Origin of the sequence: Micromonospora sp. NPDC048947, assembly GCF_040649495.1 — a bacterium.
GTDB classification, from domain to species: domain Bacteria; phylum Actinomycetota; class Actinomycetes; order Mycobacteriales; family Micromonosporaceae; genus Micromonospora; species Micromonospora alfalfae.
This window is the reverse complement of sequence record NZ_JBEZFO010000034.1, coordinates 20,870-37,349: the sequence shown is the minus strand read 5'-3', so window position 1 is coordinate 37,349 and position 16,480 is coordinate 20,870. Positions and strand designations below refer to the sequence as shown.

13 protein-coding genes are annotated in these 16,480 nt (G+C 71.3%); 7 read left to right on the top strand and 6 right to left on the bottom strand.

Going from position 1 to position 16,480, the window contains the following annotated elements; all coding sequences use genetic code 11:
- Positions 1–95: 95 nt before the first annotated feature.
- The 3 genes from AB0B98_RS31690 to AB0B98_RS31680 all read right to left on the bottom strand — a co-directional run bounded on the left by AB0B98_RS31690 (position 96) and on the right by AB0B98_RS31680 (position 3,289).
- Positions 96–935 (bottom strand): carbohydrate ABC transporter permease, encoded by an 840-nt coding sequence (locus AB0B98_RS31690; RefSeq protein WP_238670597.1) that lies wholly within the window; start codon positions 933–935, stop codon positions 96–98.
- The gene (locus AB0B98_RS31685) at positions 928–1,920 is read right to left on the bottom strand and encodes a sugar ABC transporter permease (RefSeq protein WP_238670598.1); all 993 of its coding nucleotides are present in this window, start codon (positions 1,918–1,920) and stop codon (positions 928–930) included. The genes AB0B98_RS31690 and AB0B98_RS31685 overlap by 8 nt, the downstream gene beginning before the upstream one ends.
- A gap of 70 nt (positions 1,921–1,990) precedes the next feature.
- On the bottom strand, positions 1,991–3,289 hold the full coding sequence (locus tag AB0B98_RS31680) for a sugar ABC transporter substrate-binding protein (RefSeq protein ID WP_238670599.1): 1,299 nt from the start codon (positions 3,287–3,289) through the stop codon (positions 1,991–1,993).
- Positions 3,290–3,524: 235 nt separating this feature from the next.
- Here AB0B98_RS31680 and AB0B98_RS31675 point away from each other — a divergent pair, with 235 nt between their 5' ends.
- Both AB0B98_RS31675 and AB0B98_RS31670 read left to right on the top strand, forming a co-directional pair.
- The gene (locus tag AB0B98_RS31675; protein WP_357282912.1) at positions 3,525–4,724 is read left to right on the top strand and encodes an ROK family transcriptional regulator; all 1,200 of its coding nucleotides are present in this window, start codon (positions 3,525–3,527) and stop codon (positions 4,722–4,724) included.
- Between the two features lie 227 nt (positions 4,725–4,951).
- Positions 4,952–7,174, top strand: coding sequence for a discoidin domain-containing protein (locus AB0B98_RS31670; protein WP_357367405.1), 2,223 nt, complete (start codon positions 4,952–4,954; stop codon positions 7,172–7,174).
- Positions 7,175–7,281: 107 nt separating this feature from the next.
- On the opposite strand, the gene AB0B98_RS31665 is transcribed toward AB0B98_RS31670, so the two are convergent.
- Complete coding sequence (locus tag AB0B98_RS31665; RefSeq protein ID WP_357367403.1) at positions 7,282–8,604, bottom strand: FAD-dependent oxidoreductase; 1,323 nt, start codon at positions 8,602–8,604, stop codon at positions 7,282–7,284.
- A 115-nt stretch (positions 8,605–8,719) separates the two neighbouring features.
- Between AB0B98_RS31665 and AB0B98_RS31660 the strand changes: the two genes are divergently transcribed.
- From AB0B98_RS31660 to AB0B98_RS31645, 4 genes are all read left to right on the top strand, one after another.
- Positions 8,720–9,163, top strand: a complete 444-nt coding sequence (locus AB0B98_RS31660; RefSeq protein WP_357367401.1) for a hypothetical protein — start codon at positions 8,720–8,722, stop codon at positions 9,161–9,163.
- A 245-nt stretch (positions 9,164–9,408) separates the two neighbouring features.
- Positions 9,409–9,765 carry a YciI family protein gene (locus AB0B98_RS31655; RefSeq protein WP_357367399.1) on the top strand — a complete coding sequence of 119 codons (357 nt, stop codon included), beginning with the start codon at positions 9,409–9,411 and terminating at the stop codon, positions 9,763–9,765.
- Between the two features lie 2 nt (positions 9,766–9,767).
- A complete protein-coding gene (locus AB0B98_RS31650) occupies positions 9,768–10,976 on the top strand; it encodes an RNA polymerase sigma factor (RefSeq protein ID WP_357367397.1) in 1,209 nt (402 codons plus the stop codon).
- A 67-nt stretch (positions 10,977–11,043) separates the two neighbouring features.
- Positions 11,044–12,177 carry a glutamate--cysteine ligase gene (locus AB0B98_RS31645; RefSeq protein ID WP_357367395.1) on the top strand — a complete coding sequence of 378 codons (1,134 nt, stop codon included), beginning with the start codon at positions 11,044–11,046 and terminating at the stop codon, positions 12,175–12,177.
- Positions 12,178–12,199: 22 nt separating this feature from the next.
- On the opposite strand, the gene AB0B98_RS31640 is transcribed toward AB0B98_RS31645, so the two are convergent.
- Both AB0B98_RS31640 and AB0B98_RS31635 read right to left on the bottom strand, forming a co-directional pair.
- Entirely contained in the window at positions 12,200–13,984 is a 1,785-nt protein-coding gene (locus AB0B98_RS31640) for an N-acetylglutaminylglutamine amidotransferase (protein ID WP_357367393.1), read from the bottom strand.
- A gap of 146 nt (positions 13,985–14,130) precedes the next feature.
- On the bottom strand, positions 14,131–14,562 hold the full coding sequence (locus AB0B98_RS31635) for a MarR family winged helix-turn-helix transcriptional regulator (RefSeq protein ID WP_238670608.1): 432 nt from the start codon (positions 14,560–14,562) through the stop codon (positions 14,131–14,133).
- 97 nt (positions 14,563–14,659) lie between these two features.
- On the opposite strand from AB0B98_RS31635, the gene AB0B98_RS31630 reads away from it, so the two are divergent.
- A complete protein-coding gene (locus tag AB0B98_RS31630; protein WP_357367391.1) occupies positions 14,660–16,438 on the top strand; it encodes an ABC transporter ATP-binding protein in 1,779 nt (592 codons plus the stop codon).
- Positions 16,439–16,480: the final 42 nt, after the last annotated feature.

The following is a 16,480-nucleotide window of genomic DNA, read 5'->3' as shown; positions in this document are numbered from 1 at the left end:
ACGGTTGATCGGCAGCAAGAAGGACCTGGCCCGGCTGATCCGTGGCGACCTCGCCACCCGTCGCCCGCACTCGATCAACACCAGCGAGTCCGCGCTCACTTGACAGCACCGGCGGTGAGGCCGGCGACGAAGTAGCGCTGCAGGGCCAGGAACCCGACGACGACCGGGATGCTGACCACCAGCGAGGCGGCCATGATCTGGTTCCAGTAGACGTTGAACTGGGTGGAGTAGCCCTGGAGGCCGACGGCCAGGGTGCGGCTGCCCTCGTCGGTCATCACCGACGCGAAGAGCACCTCACCCCACGCGGTCATGAACGCGTACACGGTGACCGCGACGACGCCGGGCACGGCGGCCGGCAGGATGACCTGGAACAGGGTGCGCAGCGGACCTGCGCCGTCGACCTGCGCCGCCTCGTCCAGACCCCGGGGGATCGAGTCGAAGTAGCCGACCAGCATCCAGATCGAGAACGGCAGCGAGAAGGTCAGGTACGTGATGACCAGGCCGGTGCGGCTGGCGTACAGCTCGATGCCGGTGGCGTTGCCCAGGTTGACGTAGATGAGGAACAGCGGCAGCAGGAACAGGATGCCGGGGAACATCTGCGTGGACAGCACGGTCACCGTGAAGACACCCCGACCGCGGAACCGGTACCGGCTCACCGCGAACGCGGCGAAGATGGCCACCGCCACCGAGCAGACCGCCGCGATGCTCGACACCACCAGGCTGTTCACCAGGTACCGGGCCAGCGGCACGGTGCTCCACATGTCGACGAACGGTTGCAGGGTGGGCCGGCTGGGCCACCAGGTGAAGCCGTTCTGCACGTCCTGCAACGGCTTCGCCGCCGAGGTGACCATGACGTAGAGCGGGATGACGACGAAGAGGGCGAGCAGGGTCAGCACGATGCGCCGACCCCAGCGCTCACCGGCTGTCTCACGCATGGTCATCCCTCCGACGGTTGGTGATCAGCAGGTACACGGCCGAGACGACAAGCAGGAACAGCAGCAGCGCCACGGACATGGCCGACCCGGAGCCGAAGTCCCAGGTCTTGAAGGAGCTGCGGTAGATGTGGATGGAGATCAGGTCGGCCTGCTCGGGCGCGGAACCGCCGAACAGCACGAACGGGGTGTTGAAGTCGTTGAACGTCCACAGGAACAGCACCAGCAGCAGCACCAGGTTGACCGGCCGCAGCATCGGCAGGGTGACCGAGCGCAGCCGGCGCCAGAACCCGGCGCCGTCGATAGCGGCGGCCTCGTACAGCTCACCGGGCACGTTCTGCAACCCGGCCATGAGGCACAGGAACGCGAACGGCCAGTTACGCCAGACCGACACCACCAGCAGCGACCAGAAGCTGTTGTCGCCGATCAACCAGAACGGCCGTTCGTTCATCAGCCCGAGCTGGTCCACGAGCACGTGGTTGACCAGGCCGGTGTCGCGTTGCAGCAGGAAGCTCCAGGTGATCACGGCCGCGTAGACCGGCAGCGCGTACGGGGTGAGGAACAGCGCCCGCAGGATCGCCCGTCCACGGAACGGCCGTTGCAGGACGACAGCCGCCGAGATGCCGAGCAGCCAGGCGAAGCCGACCGAGAGCAGGCTGTAGGCCAGGGTGACCCAGAACGAGTGCAGCAGTTCCTTGCCGGCGGCGCTGTTCAGGTCGAGCGTCGCCCGGTAGTTCTCCAGCCCGATGAAGGGCGCGGTGGACCAGTCGCGAATGTGGAACTGGGTCAGCTCCAGCAGGCTCATCCAGACCCCGACCACCATGGGGATGACGTGGATGGCGAGTTCCAGCACGACGGCCGGTGCGAGCAGCAGGTACGGCAGGAGCGAGCGGCGGGGGCCGCGGGGCCGGCGGGCCGGCCCCCGGGCCGGCGACCCGGCCCGGGGTTCGCGCCGGTCGGCGTCCGGCGCGGTGGTGCTGGTTGCCATCGGGGTCCTCTCGGAGGCGGTGGCCGTGGCCGGGCTCAGCGCCCGACCACGGCCACCGGTGACGCCTGGGTCAGCGCATCTTCTGCTGCGCGTCGGTCAACTTGGCCTTCACCGACTCCTCGGTGACCGGCTTGCCGCTGGCCGCGTCGGCGAACAACTCCTTCATCGCGGTGCCGACCAGGGTCTCGAAGGTGCTCTCATCGGGCACCTGCGGCAGCGGGGCCGCGGTGGTGACGAGGGTTTCCTGGATGGTCTTCTGCTCCGTGGCGCTGAACGCGGGGTCGGAGGCGGCGGTCTTCACCGCCGGCAGCGAGCCGTACGTCTTGTTGAGGATCGTCTGCTCCTCGTCGCTGGTCATGAACTTCACGAAGCTCAGCGCGCCGTCCTTGTTCTTGGTGTGCTTGAAGACCGCCATGTTGATCCCGGCGACCATGCTGTTGACCTTCTTGCCGCCGGCCGGCGGGCTGGCCAGGAACGGCACCGGGGCCACCCCGTACGCGTCGGCGGGCATGTTCTGCGTCTTCAGGTTCGACCCGGCGGACTGCCAGAGCAGCATGGCGGCCTTGCCGTTGGCGAAGTCGGAGACCGACTGGTTCTGCGCGTACTCCGCGTTGCTCGGGTTGGTGATCTTGTCGGCGGCCATGAAGTCGATGTACCGCTTGATCGCCGAGACGTTCTGCGGGGTGTCGAAGGTCGGCTTGCCGGCCGAGTCGAACCACTCGCCGCCGTACTGCTGACTGAAGGTGAAGGCGTGGTGGGCGTTCTCCGACGGGTTGGCCCCCTCGATCGCCAGGCCCCACTTGCCGCCGGTGCTCAGCTTCTTGCCGTACTCGGCGAGCTGTTCCCAGGTGGTCGGCGGCGCGGTGATGCCGGCGTCGGCGAACGACTTCTTGTTGTAGTACAGGCTGTACGCCATGCTGTAGAGCGGCACGGCGGCCGGTGGCTTGCCGGGGGCGCCGGCGGCGGCGAGCGCGGCGGGCACGATCCGGTCCTTGCCGCCGACGGCCTGCAGGGCGGCGTCGTCGAACTCGACCAGCGCGCCGGTGGCCTGCAACGACGCCGACCAGGTGTTGCCGATGTTGACAACGTCCGGGCCCTTGCCGGAGGCGGCGGCGGCCAGCAGGCGGTTGAGCAGATCCGACCAGGGGACCACCTCCACGGTGACCTTGATGCCGGTCTGCTTCTCGAACTTGTCCAACTCCGGCTGGAGGGTGGTCTTGTCGGCCTCCAGGCTGGCGCCCTGGTTGCTGGCCCAGTAGGTGAGTGTCTTGGGCGACGAGGCGGAGTCGTCGCCGGAGCCTCCGCAGGCGGTCAGCGAGGCGGCCGCCAGTACGGCGGCGGTGAATATCCCGAGGTGTCGTCTCGACACGGGTCAGCCCTTCCGGTGCGTGGTGGGGGTCCGCCGACCTTCGTCACCGATAGGGGTCGGGCGACGGGGGCCGGCTGCGGACAGGGTTCGGGGGTGCGCCGTCGGGGTCCGTCGGCGTTTCCCGGGAGTTACATCACGGCTTAATTTATGTCGTCATTAAAGTTGCTGGCAGGTGGGTCGTCAAGCACGAGGCGGTTACAGTCGCCTCGAACGGCCGACGGGAACGAGGTGACGAGTGGAGCTGGCGCGTGCCACCAACCGCAGCGTGCGGTTGCGCAACCGGTCCGCCCTGCTGACCAAGCTCTTCCTGGACGGCCCGCTCACCCGCCAGGACCTGGTGCGCAGCACCGGGCTGAGCCAACCCGCGGTCAGCAACGTGGTCGCCGACATGATCGACGAAGGGCTGGTCGTCGAGGCCGGCGCCGCCGAGTCCGACGGCGGCCGGCCCAGCATGCTGCTGCGGATGGCGCCCCGCTTCGCCTTCGTGGTCGGCGTGGACGTCGGCGAGACCCGGGTCCGGGTGGAGCTGTTCGACTTCGCGATGACCCTGCTGGCCAGCGTCGAGTACCCGCTCGACCCGGCCCGCACCGAGCCCGACCTGGTGGCCGGGCGCGTGCTGGCCGGCATCGACGCGGTCACCGGCCAGGCCGGGGTGGCCCCCGGTGACGTGCTCGGCGTCGGCATCGGCGTCTCCGGCGTGGTCGAGCAGGGCACCGAGGCCGTCGTGCACGCCCAGGCCCTCGGCTGGGACCGGGTGCCGCTGGAGCGTCTGATCGGCGCCGGCACCGACCTGCCACTGCACATCGACAACGGCGCGAAGACCCTGGGCCAGGCCGAGATGTGGTTCGGCGCCGGCCGGGGCGCCCGGCACGCCGTTTTCGCGCTCGTCGGCTCCGGGGTGGGCGCGTCGGTGGTGACCAACGGCGCCACCTACCGGGGCGCGTCCAGCAGCGCGGGGGAGTGGGGGCACACCACGCTGGTGTACGGCGGCCGGGTCTGCCGGTGCGGCGCGCGCGGTTGCCTGGAGGCGTACGTGGGGGCGGAGGCGATCATCGACCGCTACCGGGAGGCACGCCGGGGTCGACCGGTGCCGGGCGAGGACGAGGAGTCCCAGATCGCCGCGCTGGTCGCCGCCGCCGAGACCTCGGCTACCGCGCGACGGGTGCTGGCGGACACCGCCGGCTACCTCGGCGCCGGGGTGGCCAACCTGATCAACCTGTTCAACCCGGAGCGCGTGGTGCTCGGCGGCTGGGCGGCGATGGCCCTCGGCGACCTGCTGCCGGCCGTGCGGGAGGCCGCCGGTCGGCAGGCGCTGCGCCAGCCGTACGAGCAGGCGTCGATCGAGCTGTGCCGGCTCGGGGTGGATGCGGTGGCGTTGGGCGCGGCGACCCTCCCGATCGCCCGCTTCCTCACCGAGGGTGGCGTCCGACGCTGACGGGGCACGACTCCGCAGGCCGACGGCAAATTACCCAAAAAGAATCCTCGGGATAAATAACGAAGTTATAGATCGATGTCTTGACGCCGCCGCAATCTCGCCGCAACACTCCTACGAGAGCGCTCTCCTCCCCGCGGCACCGCGTCGGCGGCACCATCCACGGCGTCACGGGCGAGTCCCATCCCATCCGTGCGGCAACCCGTAACCCCCTATCGACAGGCGATGTCATGACATCTCGTGCTACATCCGTACGCCCGCGTCCCCGGGTCGTGCGCCACCTGCTCGTCGGGCTCACCGTGGCCCTGGCCGCGACGCTTACGCCGACTGGAGTCACCGCACCCGCGCAGGCCGCCCCCGTCCTGCTGTCCCAGGGCCGTACGGCCACCGCCTCGTCCACCGAGAACGGCGGAACCCCCGCCGCCGCCGCTGTCGACGGCAACACCGGCAGCCGTTGGTCCAGCGCGTTCAGCGACCCGCAGTGGCTCCAGGTCGACCTCGGCGCCCGCGCCACCATCACCCAGGTCAACCTGCTCTGGGAGGGCGCCTACGGCCGGGCCTTCCAGCTCCAGACCTCCGACAACGGGTCCACCTGGACCACGATCTACTCGACCACCACCAGCACCGGCGGCACCCAGAACCTCACCGTCTCCGGCGCCGGCCGCTACGTCCGCATGTACGGCACCGCCCGGGGTACCGGCTACGGCTACTCGCTCTGGGAGTTCCAGGTCTACGGCGAGAGCGGCGGCACCAACGAGCCCCCGGTGACGCCCACCGACCCGTACAACCCGAACCTCGGGTCGAACACCTTCGTCTTCGACCCGAGCACCCCGACGTCGACCATCCAGAGTCGACTGAACACCCTCTTCACCCAGCAGGAGACCAACCAGTTCGGCCCGCAGCGCTACGCGGTGCTATTCAAGCCCGGCACCTACACCGCCGACGTCAACCTCGGCTTCTTCACCCAGGTCGCCGGCCTCGGCATGAGCCCCGACGACGTCAACCTCAACGGCCACGTGCGTGCCGAGGCGTTCTGGTTCGGCGGCAACGCCACCCAGAACTTCTGGCGGGCCGCCGAGAACCTGTCGGTGACCCTGCCCGCCGGGCAGACCGTGGAGCGCTGGGCGGTGTCCCAGGCGGCGCCGTACCGGCGGATGCACCTGCGCGGCGCGCAGAACCAGATCCAGCTCTGGAATGGTGGCGACGGCTGGTCCAGCGGTGGCCTGCTGGCCGACACCCGCATCGACGGCCTGGTCGTCTCCGGCTCGCAGCAGCAGTGGTACTCCCGCAACAGCGAGTTCGGCAACGGCTGGACCGGCTCGGTCTGGAACATGGTTTTCCAGGGCGTCAACGGCGCTCCCGCGCCCAGCTTCCCCAACCCGTCGCACACGGTGATCCCGCAGACCCCGCAGGTACGGGAGAAGCCGTTCCTCTACGTGACCGGAAGCGGTGAGTACCGGGTCTTCGTGCCCGCGCTGCGCACCAACTCCACCGGCACCAGCTGGTACAACAAGACCCCGGCCGGCTCGTCACTGTCGCTGTCGCAGTTCTTCGTCGTCCAGCCCGGCACCAGCGCCGCCACCATCAACACCGCCCTCGCCCAGGGCAAGCACCTGCTCCTCACCCCGGGCGTGCACCGGATCACCGAGCCGATCCAGGTCAACCGGGCCGACACGGTGATCCTCGGCCTCGGCCTGGCCACCATCCAGGCCGACAACGGCACGGTGGGCATGCGGGTGGCCGATGTGGACGGCGTGAAGGTGGCCGGCATCATGTTCGAGGCCGGCACGACGAACTCGCCGGTGCTGATGGAGGTCGGGCCGTCCGGCTCGTCCGCGAGCCACGCCTCGAACCCGACCTCGCTGCACGACGTGTTCTTCCGCATCGGCGGGCCGCACGTCGGCAGGGCCACCAACACGCTGACCGTCAACAGCGACAACGTGATCGGTGACCACATGTGGCTGTGGCGGGCCGACCACGCCGCCAGCGGCGTACCGACCGGGTGGACGCTGAACACCGCCGACACCGGGCTCACCGTCAACGGCGACAACGTCACCATGTACGGCCTCTTCGTCGAGCACTACCAGAAGTACCAGACCATCTGGAACGGCAACGGCGGGCGTACGTACTTCTACCAGAACGAACTGCCCTACGACGTGCCGAACCAGGCGGCCTGGATGAACGGGTCGACCCGGGGCTACGCCGCGTACAAGGTCGCCGATTCCGTGACCAGTCACCAGGCGTTCGGGCTGGGCAGCTACAGCTACTTCAACGTCAACCCAGCGGTGGTGGAGGAACGGTCCTTCGAGGTGCCCACCAACCCGAACGTGCGCTTCACGAACATGGTGACCGTCTCGCTCGGCGGTGTCGGCACCATCAACCGGGTGATCAACAACGCCGGTGGCACCGCGAACGCGGCCAACCAGACGGTGTACCTGACCACCTACCCCTGACCGGGGCGCCCGCGCCGGCCGGTCCTCTGTGACCGGTCGGCCGGGTGGCACCCAGGGCCGTGGCCGGCCCGGTCCCGCCGAGACCGGGCCGGCTGCGGTCGTGCCGCTCAGCCGGCCAGCACCTCGGCCGCCGCCCGTTCACCGGCGCGCACCGCCCCCTCCAGGTAGCCACTCCAGCGGGTGGCCGTCTCGGTGCCCGCCCAGTACACCCGCCCCACCGGCGTCCGCAGGTGCGGACCGTACGTCCGCCACGTGCCCGGGGTGAGCGCACCGGAGAAGCAGCCCCGGGTCCACTCGTCGGCCGACCAGTCGTACTCGATGAGATCCACCGGGTCCCCGGCTCGCGGCCCGACCACACTGGCGAACGCTTCCAGCAGGCATTGGCGACGCCGCGCGGGGGACATGCCGCGCAGCGTGGCGGCGTCAGTGGAGTAGCTGAACCCGGTCAGCACCCCGATCGGTGAGGTCGGGGTGGAGTTGTCGACAGTCTCGGTGAGCGGACCTGTGCTGGTGGTGGCCACGCCGGAGCGCCCGTCGGCACGCCAGAACGGTTCCGGGTAGACGGCGTGCACCTTCAGCGCCGAACCCATCGGCATGCGCTGGGTGAGCCCGTCTCGCAGCGGGGGCAGCGGCGGGTCGTACCGGATCCGGCCGGCCAGCGCCGGTGCCAGCGCGACCACCACCGCGTCGCCGTCGACGCGCCCGGTGTCGGTCCACGCCGTCGCCCCGTCGACTGTCTGTTCGATGCCCCGCACCGGCGCGGCCAGCGTCAGCGCGCCCGGCGGCAGGGCGGTGGCCATCCGTTCGGCCAGCGCCGCCGGCCCGCCCACGATCCGGTCCTGCTGCGCGCCGCCGGCCATCCCCAGCAACGGCCCGGTCCCGCCGGCGCTGCGCAGGTAGAACAGCAGGTGCAACAGGGACAGCTCGTCCACGCCGGTGGCCAGCAGCCCGCCGGCGAGCACCCGCCCCAGGTAGTCGGCGGTGACGTCGTCCCCGGCCGTGGCGGCGAGCCACCCACCGACGGTCGTCCGGTCCCACGATGCGGCCTCCGGCGTCGCCCAGGGTTCGGCCGGGTCCAGTCGTGCGGCGTATTCGTCGAGCAGGCCGAGCACCCGGCCCACCTGTGCCGGCGGCTCGGCCCGGGGCGCACCGGCCCAGAGCAGTGTGGGCGCGCCGACCGACGCCGAGGCGAAGGTGGCCAGCCCGTGCTCGGCGACCAGGGCGTACATCCGGTCCTGGGTCGGACCGATCCACTGGGCCCCCAGGTCGAGTTGCGTGAGCTCGGGCAGCCATCGGGTCAGCACCCGACCGCCCACCCGGTCGCGGGCCTCAAGCAATCGCACCTGGGCGCCGGCACGGCTGAGCGCCAGCGCGGCGGCGAGCCCGGAGAAGCCGGCGCCGACCACGACAACCCGCAAGCCGTCGGTCACACCCCGGGTCTACCCACAACCGTCGCAGGCATGGCTACCGGCTCCGTCTCAGATGCCATGCTGTCCGACCCCACGGGTACCGCCACAAAACCAGACACGGGATACAGTCCTCGATGTGGCGACGACCCTTCACCAGGATCCGCGTCCGTCCGCCTCGCGCCTGTCGGCACGACCGTGGTTACCGGTCGCCGTCGCCGGCTTGACCGGCGCCGCACTCGGGGTCCTCGCCTGTTACTCAGTGTTGACGCCCCGCTGGGGGGTACCGCACGCGGTCACGGGCACCGTCGTAGCGGTCAACGCCGACGCCAACGCGTTCGTGGTCCGGCCCGATGGGCGGCAACCGTCGGCGAACAAGGCCGACGACGGCGGCCATGGCTATCAACTGGGCCCGGTGGAGTGGGTCGACTACGCCGGTCAGACCCACCACGAAGGAACACCCGTCTGCCTGGCTCCGCTCTCCGAAGGGGCCAAGGTCGAGCTGATGGTGGTGGATGTGCGCGGAGGCACCGGTGGGCCGGATGCGCTGATCACCCGGGTCCGGTGCCTAAGCGCCCGGTGATCGACCGACCGCGCGAATTCCCGGTCGTCGCGCAGGAAGGCGAGCACGTCCTCGTCCAGCGTCCTTCTCGTCGCACCACCCGGGCCTGGCCACCGTCGCCTCCGTGGGTGCAGAGCAAAGGGCACGCCAACACCGAGGCCGGGTCGCACGCCGAGAAATTTCCGCCGGCCTGTCGATTCGGGCGGCGGCCGATCGTGTGGAGGATGAGAGGTCGGTGACGGGCCGGCCGCCCGTGAGGAGGAACCATGACGCTCTACCTGCTCAGCATCCACCAGCCGCAGGGTGAGCTGCCGCCGGAGCCGGAGTTCCTGGCCGACGTGATGCGTCAGCTCGGCGAGCTGCGCGACGAGTTGGCGTCCACCGGGTCGTGGGTCTTCGGGCAGGGCCTGCACGGCCCGGAGACCGCCACAGTGCTGCGGCCCCGCGACGGCGAGGTGCTCATCACCGACGGACCGTTCGTGGAGGGCAAGGAATACCTCGGCGGCATCACCATCATCGACGTGCCGGACCTGGACGCCGCCCTGCGCTGGGGTCGCCGCTACGCGCTGGCCACCACCCTGCCGATCGAGGTGCGCCCCTTCCACGGCGGGGCCGGCGACTGACAGTGCCCGACGTGGAGGCGGTGTTCCGCGCGGAGTACGGCCGCGCTGTCGCCGTCCTGGTCCGCCTCCTCGGCGACATCGACCTCGCCGAGGAGGCCGTCCAGGATGCCTTCGTCATCGCGGTGCGGCGCTGGCCGTGCAGCGGCCCGCCGCCCAGCCCGGCCGGTTGGATCATCACCACCGCCCGCAACCGGGCCATCGACCGGCTGCGGCGGGAGGCGTCGCGGGCCGACCGGCACGCCCAGGCGGCCCTGCTCTACGCCGCCGACCCACCTGAGCAGGAGGGACCGGTGCGCGACGACCGGTTACGTCTGATCTTCACCTGCTGCCATCCGGCGCTCGCCCCGAGCGCCCGGGTCGCCCTCACCCTGCGGCTGCTCGGTGGTTTGAGCACCGCCGAGATCGCCCGAGCCTTCCTGGTGCCGGAGCCGACGATGGCGCAGCGGCTGGTCCGCGCCAAGTCGAAGATCCGCAACGCGGGGATCCCGTACCGGGTGCCCCGCGACGCCGACCTGCCCGACCGGCTGCACGGCGTCCTCGCGGTGCTCTACCTGATCTTCAACGAGGGGTACACGGCGAGCGCCGGCCCGCACCTGGTCCGCGCCGAGCTGTGCGCCGAGGCGATCCGGTTGACCAGGCTGCTGGTGGAGCTGATGCCGGACGAGGCCGAAGCGCTCGGCCTGCTCGCCCTGATGCTCCTGACCGAAGCCCGCCGGGCGGCGCGGACCACCACCGTCGGCGACCTGGTGCCGCTGGCCGAGCAGGACCGGCGCCGGTGGGACAGCGCCCTGATCGCCGAGGGCCAGGCGCTGGTCCGCCGCTGCCTGCGCCGCGACCGGCCCGGCCCGTACCAGATCCAGGCCGCGATCGCCGCCGTGCACAGCGTCGCGAAAAGCGCCGCCGACACCGACTGGGCCCAGATCCTTCAGCTGTACGACCAGCTGAGCGTGGTCGCCCCCAGCCCGGTGGTGGCGCTGAACCGGGCCGTCGCGCTCGCCGAGGTGGCCGGTGCGGCGGCGGCGCTGACCGAGGTGGACCGCCTCGACCTGGTCGGCTTCCACGTCTACCACGTGGTCCGCGCCGACCTGCTGGCTCGGCTCGGTCGGGGCGGGGAGGCCGTCGAGGCGTACCGGACGGCCGTCGCCCTGACGGACAACGCGGCCGAACGGGCCTTTCTCACCGCACGCGCGACGGCCCTGGCGACGGCCTGAGGGCGCGTTTGCCGCAGGGGCGGTCGGGAACCCGAGGCACCGCCGCAGCAGGGGATGGGGAGGGGCCATGGCGTACCGACAGACCGCCGTCGACACCGCGCCCGACCTGTCCATCCTCACACTCGGTGTGGAGGAGGAGTTCCTGCTGCTCGACCCGGACAGCGGCCGGAACCTGCCGGTCGCCGACCAGGTACGCGGCGCGTTGCGCGGCCCCGCCCGGGAGCAGAGCCGGCAGGAGTTCCGGCACAGCATGGTGGAGATGGTCACCCCGGTCTGCGCCGACCTCACCGAGCTACGCGCGCACCTGGTGACGCTGCGTCGCTCCGCCGTCGAGGCCGCCACGGCGGCCGGCGCCCGACTGGTGGCGGTCGGCGCCACCCCGGTGGCCGAACCGCACCGGACGGTCCCCGACGAACCGCGCTACCACGCCATGTCGCGCCGGTACGGGCCGGTGGCGCACGACCCGGCGGTGTGCGGCTGCCACGTGCACGTCGGGCTGCCCGACCGGGAACGGGCAGTGCAGGTCTGCAACCACCTGCGGGTGTGGCTGCCGGTGGTGCAGGCGATCACCACCAACTCGCCGCTGCACGACGGGTACGACACCGGGCACGCCAGTTGGCGCTCGATGCAGTTGGAACGCTGGCCCAGTATCGGTCCGACGCCGCACTTCGACTCCGTCGCCGACTACGACAGCACCGTCGACGAGCTGATCGCCGCCGGCATCATGCTCGACGCGGCGATGGTCTACTGGTACGCCCGGCCGTCGTCGACCTACCCGACCGTTGAGGTGCGGGTCGGTGACGTCTGCACGGAGGTGGACGACGCGGTGCTTGTCGCCGCGCTGGTCCGATCCCTCGTGGCCACCCTCGCCGACGACGTGCGCGCCGGGGTGAACGCCCCGAACGTCCGGGACTGCCTGGTCGCCGCGGCGCACTGGCGGGCCGCCCACGACGGTCTCGACGGCGAGCTGATCGATCTGCGTGCCGGCGGCACCCGCCCCGCCTGGGCGCTCGTCGACGAGCTGATGGCGGTGATCGCCCCGGCGCTGCTGCGCCACGGCGACCTCGGGTACGTGTTGGCGCAGCTCGCCCGGCTGCGTCGCGACGGCACCGGCGCCACCCGGCAGCGGCGGGTGCTGGAGCGCGCTGGGGACCTGCACGTGGTCCTCGACGACCTGGTGGCCCGTACCGCCGCCGGCTGACCGCCGCCACTGCCCACCGGGGTCAGCGGATGTCGTGGGTCTGTAGCCACAGCTCCAGCAGGCCGAGTTGCCACAGCTTGTTGCTGCCGGCCGCGGCCTCCGCCCGGTCCGGCTCGGCCAGCAGATGTGCCACGTACTCCGGGCGGAACAGCCCCCGCTCGCGCGCGGCCGGCGCCTGCAACGCCTCGGCAACCAGCTCGCGCACCGGGCCGTCCACGTTGCGCAGCGCCGGCACCGGGAAGTAGCCCTTGGGCCTGTCGATCACCTCGGCGGGCAGCACCTCACGGGCGACCTCCTTCAGGACGCCCTTGCCACCCTGACTGACCTTGTGCTCCGGCGGGCAGTGCGCGGCCAGGGTGACCAGGTCCTGGTCGAGGAAGGGCGTACGCACCTCCAGACCCCACGCCATGCTCATGCTGTCCACCCGCTTGACCGGGTCGTCGGGAAGCATCAGGTGGGTGTCCAGGCGCAGCACGGCGTCCAGCGCGGTCTGCGCCCCGGGCGCGGCGAGGTGCCCGGTGAGCAGGTCCCGGCTGGCGTCGTGCTCCAGCGCGTACGCCGGGCCGACGATGCGGCGCAGCTCGTCGTGGCCGCGGTCGAAGAACGCGGCGGCGAACGTCTCGGCCGCGCCGTGCCGGGGCGCCTCGACCAGTGGCTGGTGGTAGCCGTAGCCGGCGAACACCTCGTCGGCACCCTGCCCCGACTGGGCCACCTTCACGTGTTGCGCCACCTGCTCGGAGAGCAGGTGGAAGGCGACCACGTCGTGGCTGCCCATCGGCTCGGTCATCGCCAGCACGGCCCGTCGGACGGCGGGCACCAGGTCGTCGTCGGCCAGTCGGATCCTGTGGTGGTCGGTGTCGTACGCCCGGGCCACCAGGTCCGAGAAGTGGAACTCGTCGCCAGACTCGCCGTCGCGGCTGTCGAAGCCGATGCTGAACGTCCGCAGGTGCTGCTGACCGGCCTCGGCGAGCAGCGCCACGATGAGGCTGGAGTCCAGTCCGCCGGAGAGCAGCACCCCCACCGGCACGTCGGCGACCAGCCGTCGGCGTACCGCCGCGCGCAGCGCGTCGCCGATCGCGGCCCGCCAGTCGGCGGCGTCCATCCCCGCGTCGGCCGGCTCCCGCACGTAGTCGGGCCGCCAGTAGACCTCCTCGCGGCTGCGCCCGTCCGCCTCGATCACCCGCAGGGTGGCCGGCGGCAGCTTGCGCACGCCGCGCAGCACGGTGCGCGGCGCGGGCACGATGGAGTGCCAGGACAGGTAGTGGTGCAACGCCACCGGATCGATGCCGGTGTCGACGTCGCCGGCGGCCAGCAGCGCGGGTAGGGTGGAGGCGAACCGCAGCCGCCCCGGCGCCTCGGCGAGGTAGAGCGGTTTGATGCCGAGCCGGTCGCGGGCCAGGATCAGCCGCCGCCGGACCCGGTCGACCAACCCGATCGCGAACATGCCGACCAGGTGGTCGACGAAACGCTCACCCCAGTGCGCGTACGCCACCAGGATCACCTCGGTGTCGCTGGTGGAGTGGAAGGTGTACCCGGCGTTCTGTAGCTCCTCGCGCAGCTCCGGGTAGTTGTAGATGCAACCGTTGAAGACCAACGCCAGGCCCAGGTCGTCGCGGACCATCGGCTGCCCGCCCGCGTCGGACAGGTCGATGATCGTCAGCCGGCGGTGCCCCAGGGTCACCCAGCCGTCGGCGAACAGGCCCTCGCCGTCCGGCCCGCGTGAACGCATCGCCTCGGTCATCCGGGTGACCGCCGCCGCGTCGGGCGAGCGGCCGTCGAATCGCGCCTCCCCGCTGATCCCGCACATCAGGCGAGGCGGTGCTGGTTCAGGGCAGACATGGCCCTCCTGTCAGGTCTCCCCGACTGGTGGTGGCGGGGCCCGCGGTGGGAACGGGGCCGCTGGCTACCCGAGCATCGGGCGGGCAAACGCGCAGGTGATCCCGCGCGTCCGGCTCAGTCGAGCAGGGTGCGCAGGATGCGGGCCAGTTCGGCGCGGTCGGTGTCGTTGAGGTGGCCGAAGAAGCGGTCGGCCTCGGCCCGGCGCGCGGCCCGGATGGCGGTGCTGACCCGGTCGCCCTCCTCGGTGAGCGCGACAAGGGTCGCCCGACGGTCGGCCGGGTCGGGTCGGCGTTCGACCAACCCCCGGGTCTGGAGGTCGTCGACGACCTCGGTCGCCGAGCGGGGCGCGATGCGCAGGTGCTCGGCGAGGGTGCCGGGGCGTACCTCGCCGTGCCGGGCCAGCACGCCGAGGGCCCGGGACTGGCTGGGGGTGACGTCCCAGGGCGCCAGTGAGTCCCGGGTCTGCCGACGCAGACGGGACGCCACCGCCCAGAACGTCTCCGCCAGGCTCTCGTCGTCGGCGCTGTCGACGGTGTGCTCGATCACCGGAATACGGTAGCAGGATATATGGTTGCTCCCTCATGATGAGGTAACCTCAGCAATATTGCCGACGAAGGGTAGTGCCCCCTTGGAACCCACCCCGATGGGCCGCGACCGCGGCCACCGCACCCTCAGCGCCGAAGAGAAGACGCAGGCCCGTCAGGTGTCGCTGCGCCGCATCGGCCGCCTGTTCACCCCCCACCGGCCCGCGCTGGCCGCCGTCACCGCGATCATCGTGGTCTCCTCGATCATCGCGATGGCCACCCCGTTCCTGCTGCGTGCCGTGATCGACCGGGCCCTGCCGCAGGGCGACGTGACACTGCTGGTCTGGCTGGTCCTCGGCATGGTCGCCGTCGCGGCGGTGACCTCCGCCCTCGGCGTCGTGCAGACCTGGATCTCCACCCAGGTCGGCCAGCGGGTCATGCACCGGCTGCGCACCGACGTCTTCAGCCACCTCCAGCGCCAGTCGCTCGGCTTCTTCACCCGCACCCGCACCGGCGAGGTGCAGTCCCGGATCACCAACGACATCGGCGGCATGCAGTCGGTGGTCACCTCCACCGCCACCGCCGTCGCCGCCAACCTCACCACAGTGGTCGCCACAGCTGTCGCCATGGTCGCGCTCTCCTGGCAGCTCTCCCTGGTCTCGCTCGTGGTGCTGCCGCCGGCCATCTGGCTGACCCGTCGGGTCGCCCGGATGCGCCGCGAGATCACCGCCCAACGGCAACGCGAACTCGCCGACCTCAACGTCACTGTGGAGGAGGGGCTCTCGATCAGTGGCGTACAACTGGCCAAGACACTCGGCACCGGCCCCGCGCTGATCGACCGCTTCACCGCCTCCTCGGCCCGCCTGGTCGACCTGGAGCTACGCAGTGAGCTGGCCGGCCGCTGGCGGATGGCCTCGATGAGCATCATCTTCGCCGCCGTACCGGCGGTCATCTACCTCGCCGCCGGGCTGCCCGGCACCGCCGGCACGCTGAGCATCGGCACCCTGGTCGCCTTCACGGCCCTGCAGGGTGGCCTGTTCCGACCGCTGATGGGCCTGCTCAACGTGGGCGTCTCGCTCACCGCGTCGCTGGCGCTCTTCGCCCGGATCTTCGAATACCTGGACCTGCCGGTCGACGTGGCCGACCCCGCCGAGCCGGTCCGCCTCGACCCGGCCCGGGTCCGCGGCCACCTGCGCCTGGAGGACGTCACCTTCGGCTACCCGGGCAGCGACACCGCCGCCCTCGCCGGCATCACCCTCGACGTGCCCGCCGGCACCAGCCTCGCCCTGGTCGGCGAGACCGGCTCCGGCAAGAGCACCCTCGCCGGGCTGGTCAGCCGGCTGCACGACCCGACCGCCGGCCGGATCACCGTCGACGGCGTCGACCTGCGCGACCTGCGCCTGGCCGACCTGGCCGCGATCGTCGGCGTGGTCAGCCAGGAGACGTACCTGCTGCACACCACCGTCCGGGAGAACCTGCGCTACGCCCGGCCGGCGGCCACCGACCCCGAGATCGAGGACGCCGCCCGCGCCGCCCAGATTCACGACCTGATCGCCGGTCTGCCCGACGGGTACGACACAGTGGTCGGCTCACGGGGGCACCGGTTCTCCGGCGGCGAGAAGCAGCGCCTAGCGATCGCCCGGACGCTGCTGCGCGACCCGCGCATCCTGGTCCTCGACGAGGCCACCAGCGCGCTGGACACCGAGACCGAGCGCGCCGTGCAGCGGGCCTTCGACGTGCTCGCCCAGGGGCGCACCACGATCACCATCGCGCACCGGCTCTCCACGGTCCGCGACGCCGACCAGATCGCTGTGCTCGATCACGGTCGGATCGTCGAGGCCGGCACCCACGACAGCCTGCTGGACCGCAACGGCCGCTACGCCACCCTCGCCGCCTGAACGCCGAATCACAACCGTCTCGAAACAGTCTTATAACTGTCT

Bases quoted from the DNA above. Each gene is read 5' to 3' on its own strand.
- AB0B98_RS31690 (WP_238670597.1), bottom strand. From the start codon at position 935: ATGCGTGAGACAGCCGGTGAGCGCTGGGGTCGGCGCATCGTGCTGACC.
- AB0B98_RS31685 (WP_238670598.1), bottom strand. From the start codon at position 1,920: ATGGCAACCAGCACCACCGCGCCGGACGCCGACCGGCGCGAACCCCGG.
- AB0B98_RS31670 (WP_357367405.1), top strand. From the start codon at position 4,952: ATGACATCTCGTGCTACATCCGTACGCCCGCGTCCCCGGGTCGTGCGC.
- AB0B98_RS31655 (WP_357367399.1), top strand. From the start codon at position 9,409: ATGACGCTCTACCTGCTCAGCATCCACCAGCCGCAGGGTGAGCTGCCG.
- AB0B98_RS31645 (WP_357367395.1), top strand. From the start codon at position 11,044: ATGGCGTACCGACAGACCGCCGTCGACACCGCGCCCGACCTGTCCATC.
- AB0B98_RS31640 (WP_357367393.1), bottom strand. From the start codon at position 13,984: ATGTGCGGGATCAGCGGGGAGGCGCGATTCGACGGCCGCTCGCCCGAC.
- AB0B98_RS31630 (WP_357367391.1), top strand. From the start codon at position 14,660: ATGGGCCGCGACCGCGGCCACCGCACCCTCAGCGCCGAAGAGAAGACG.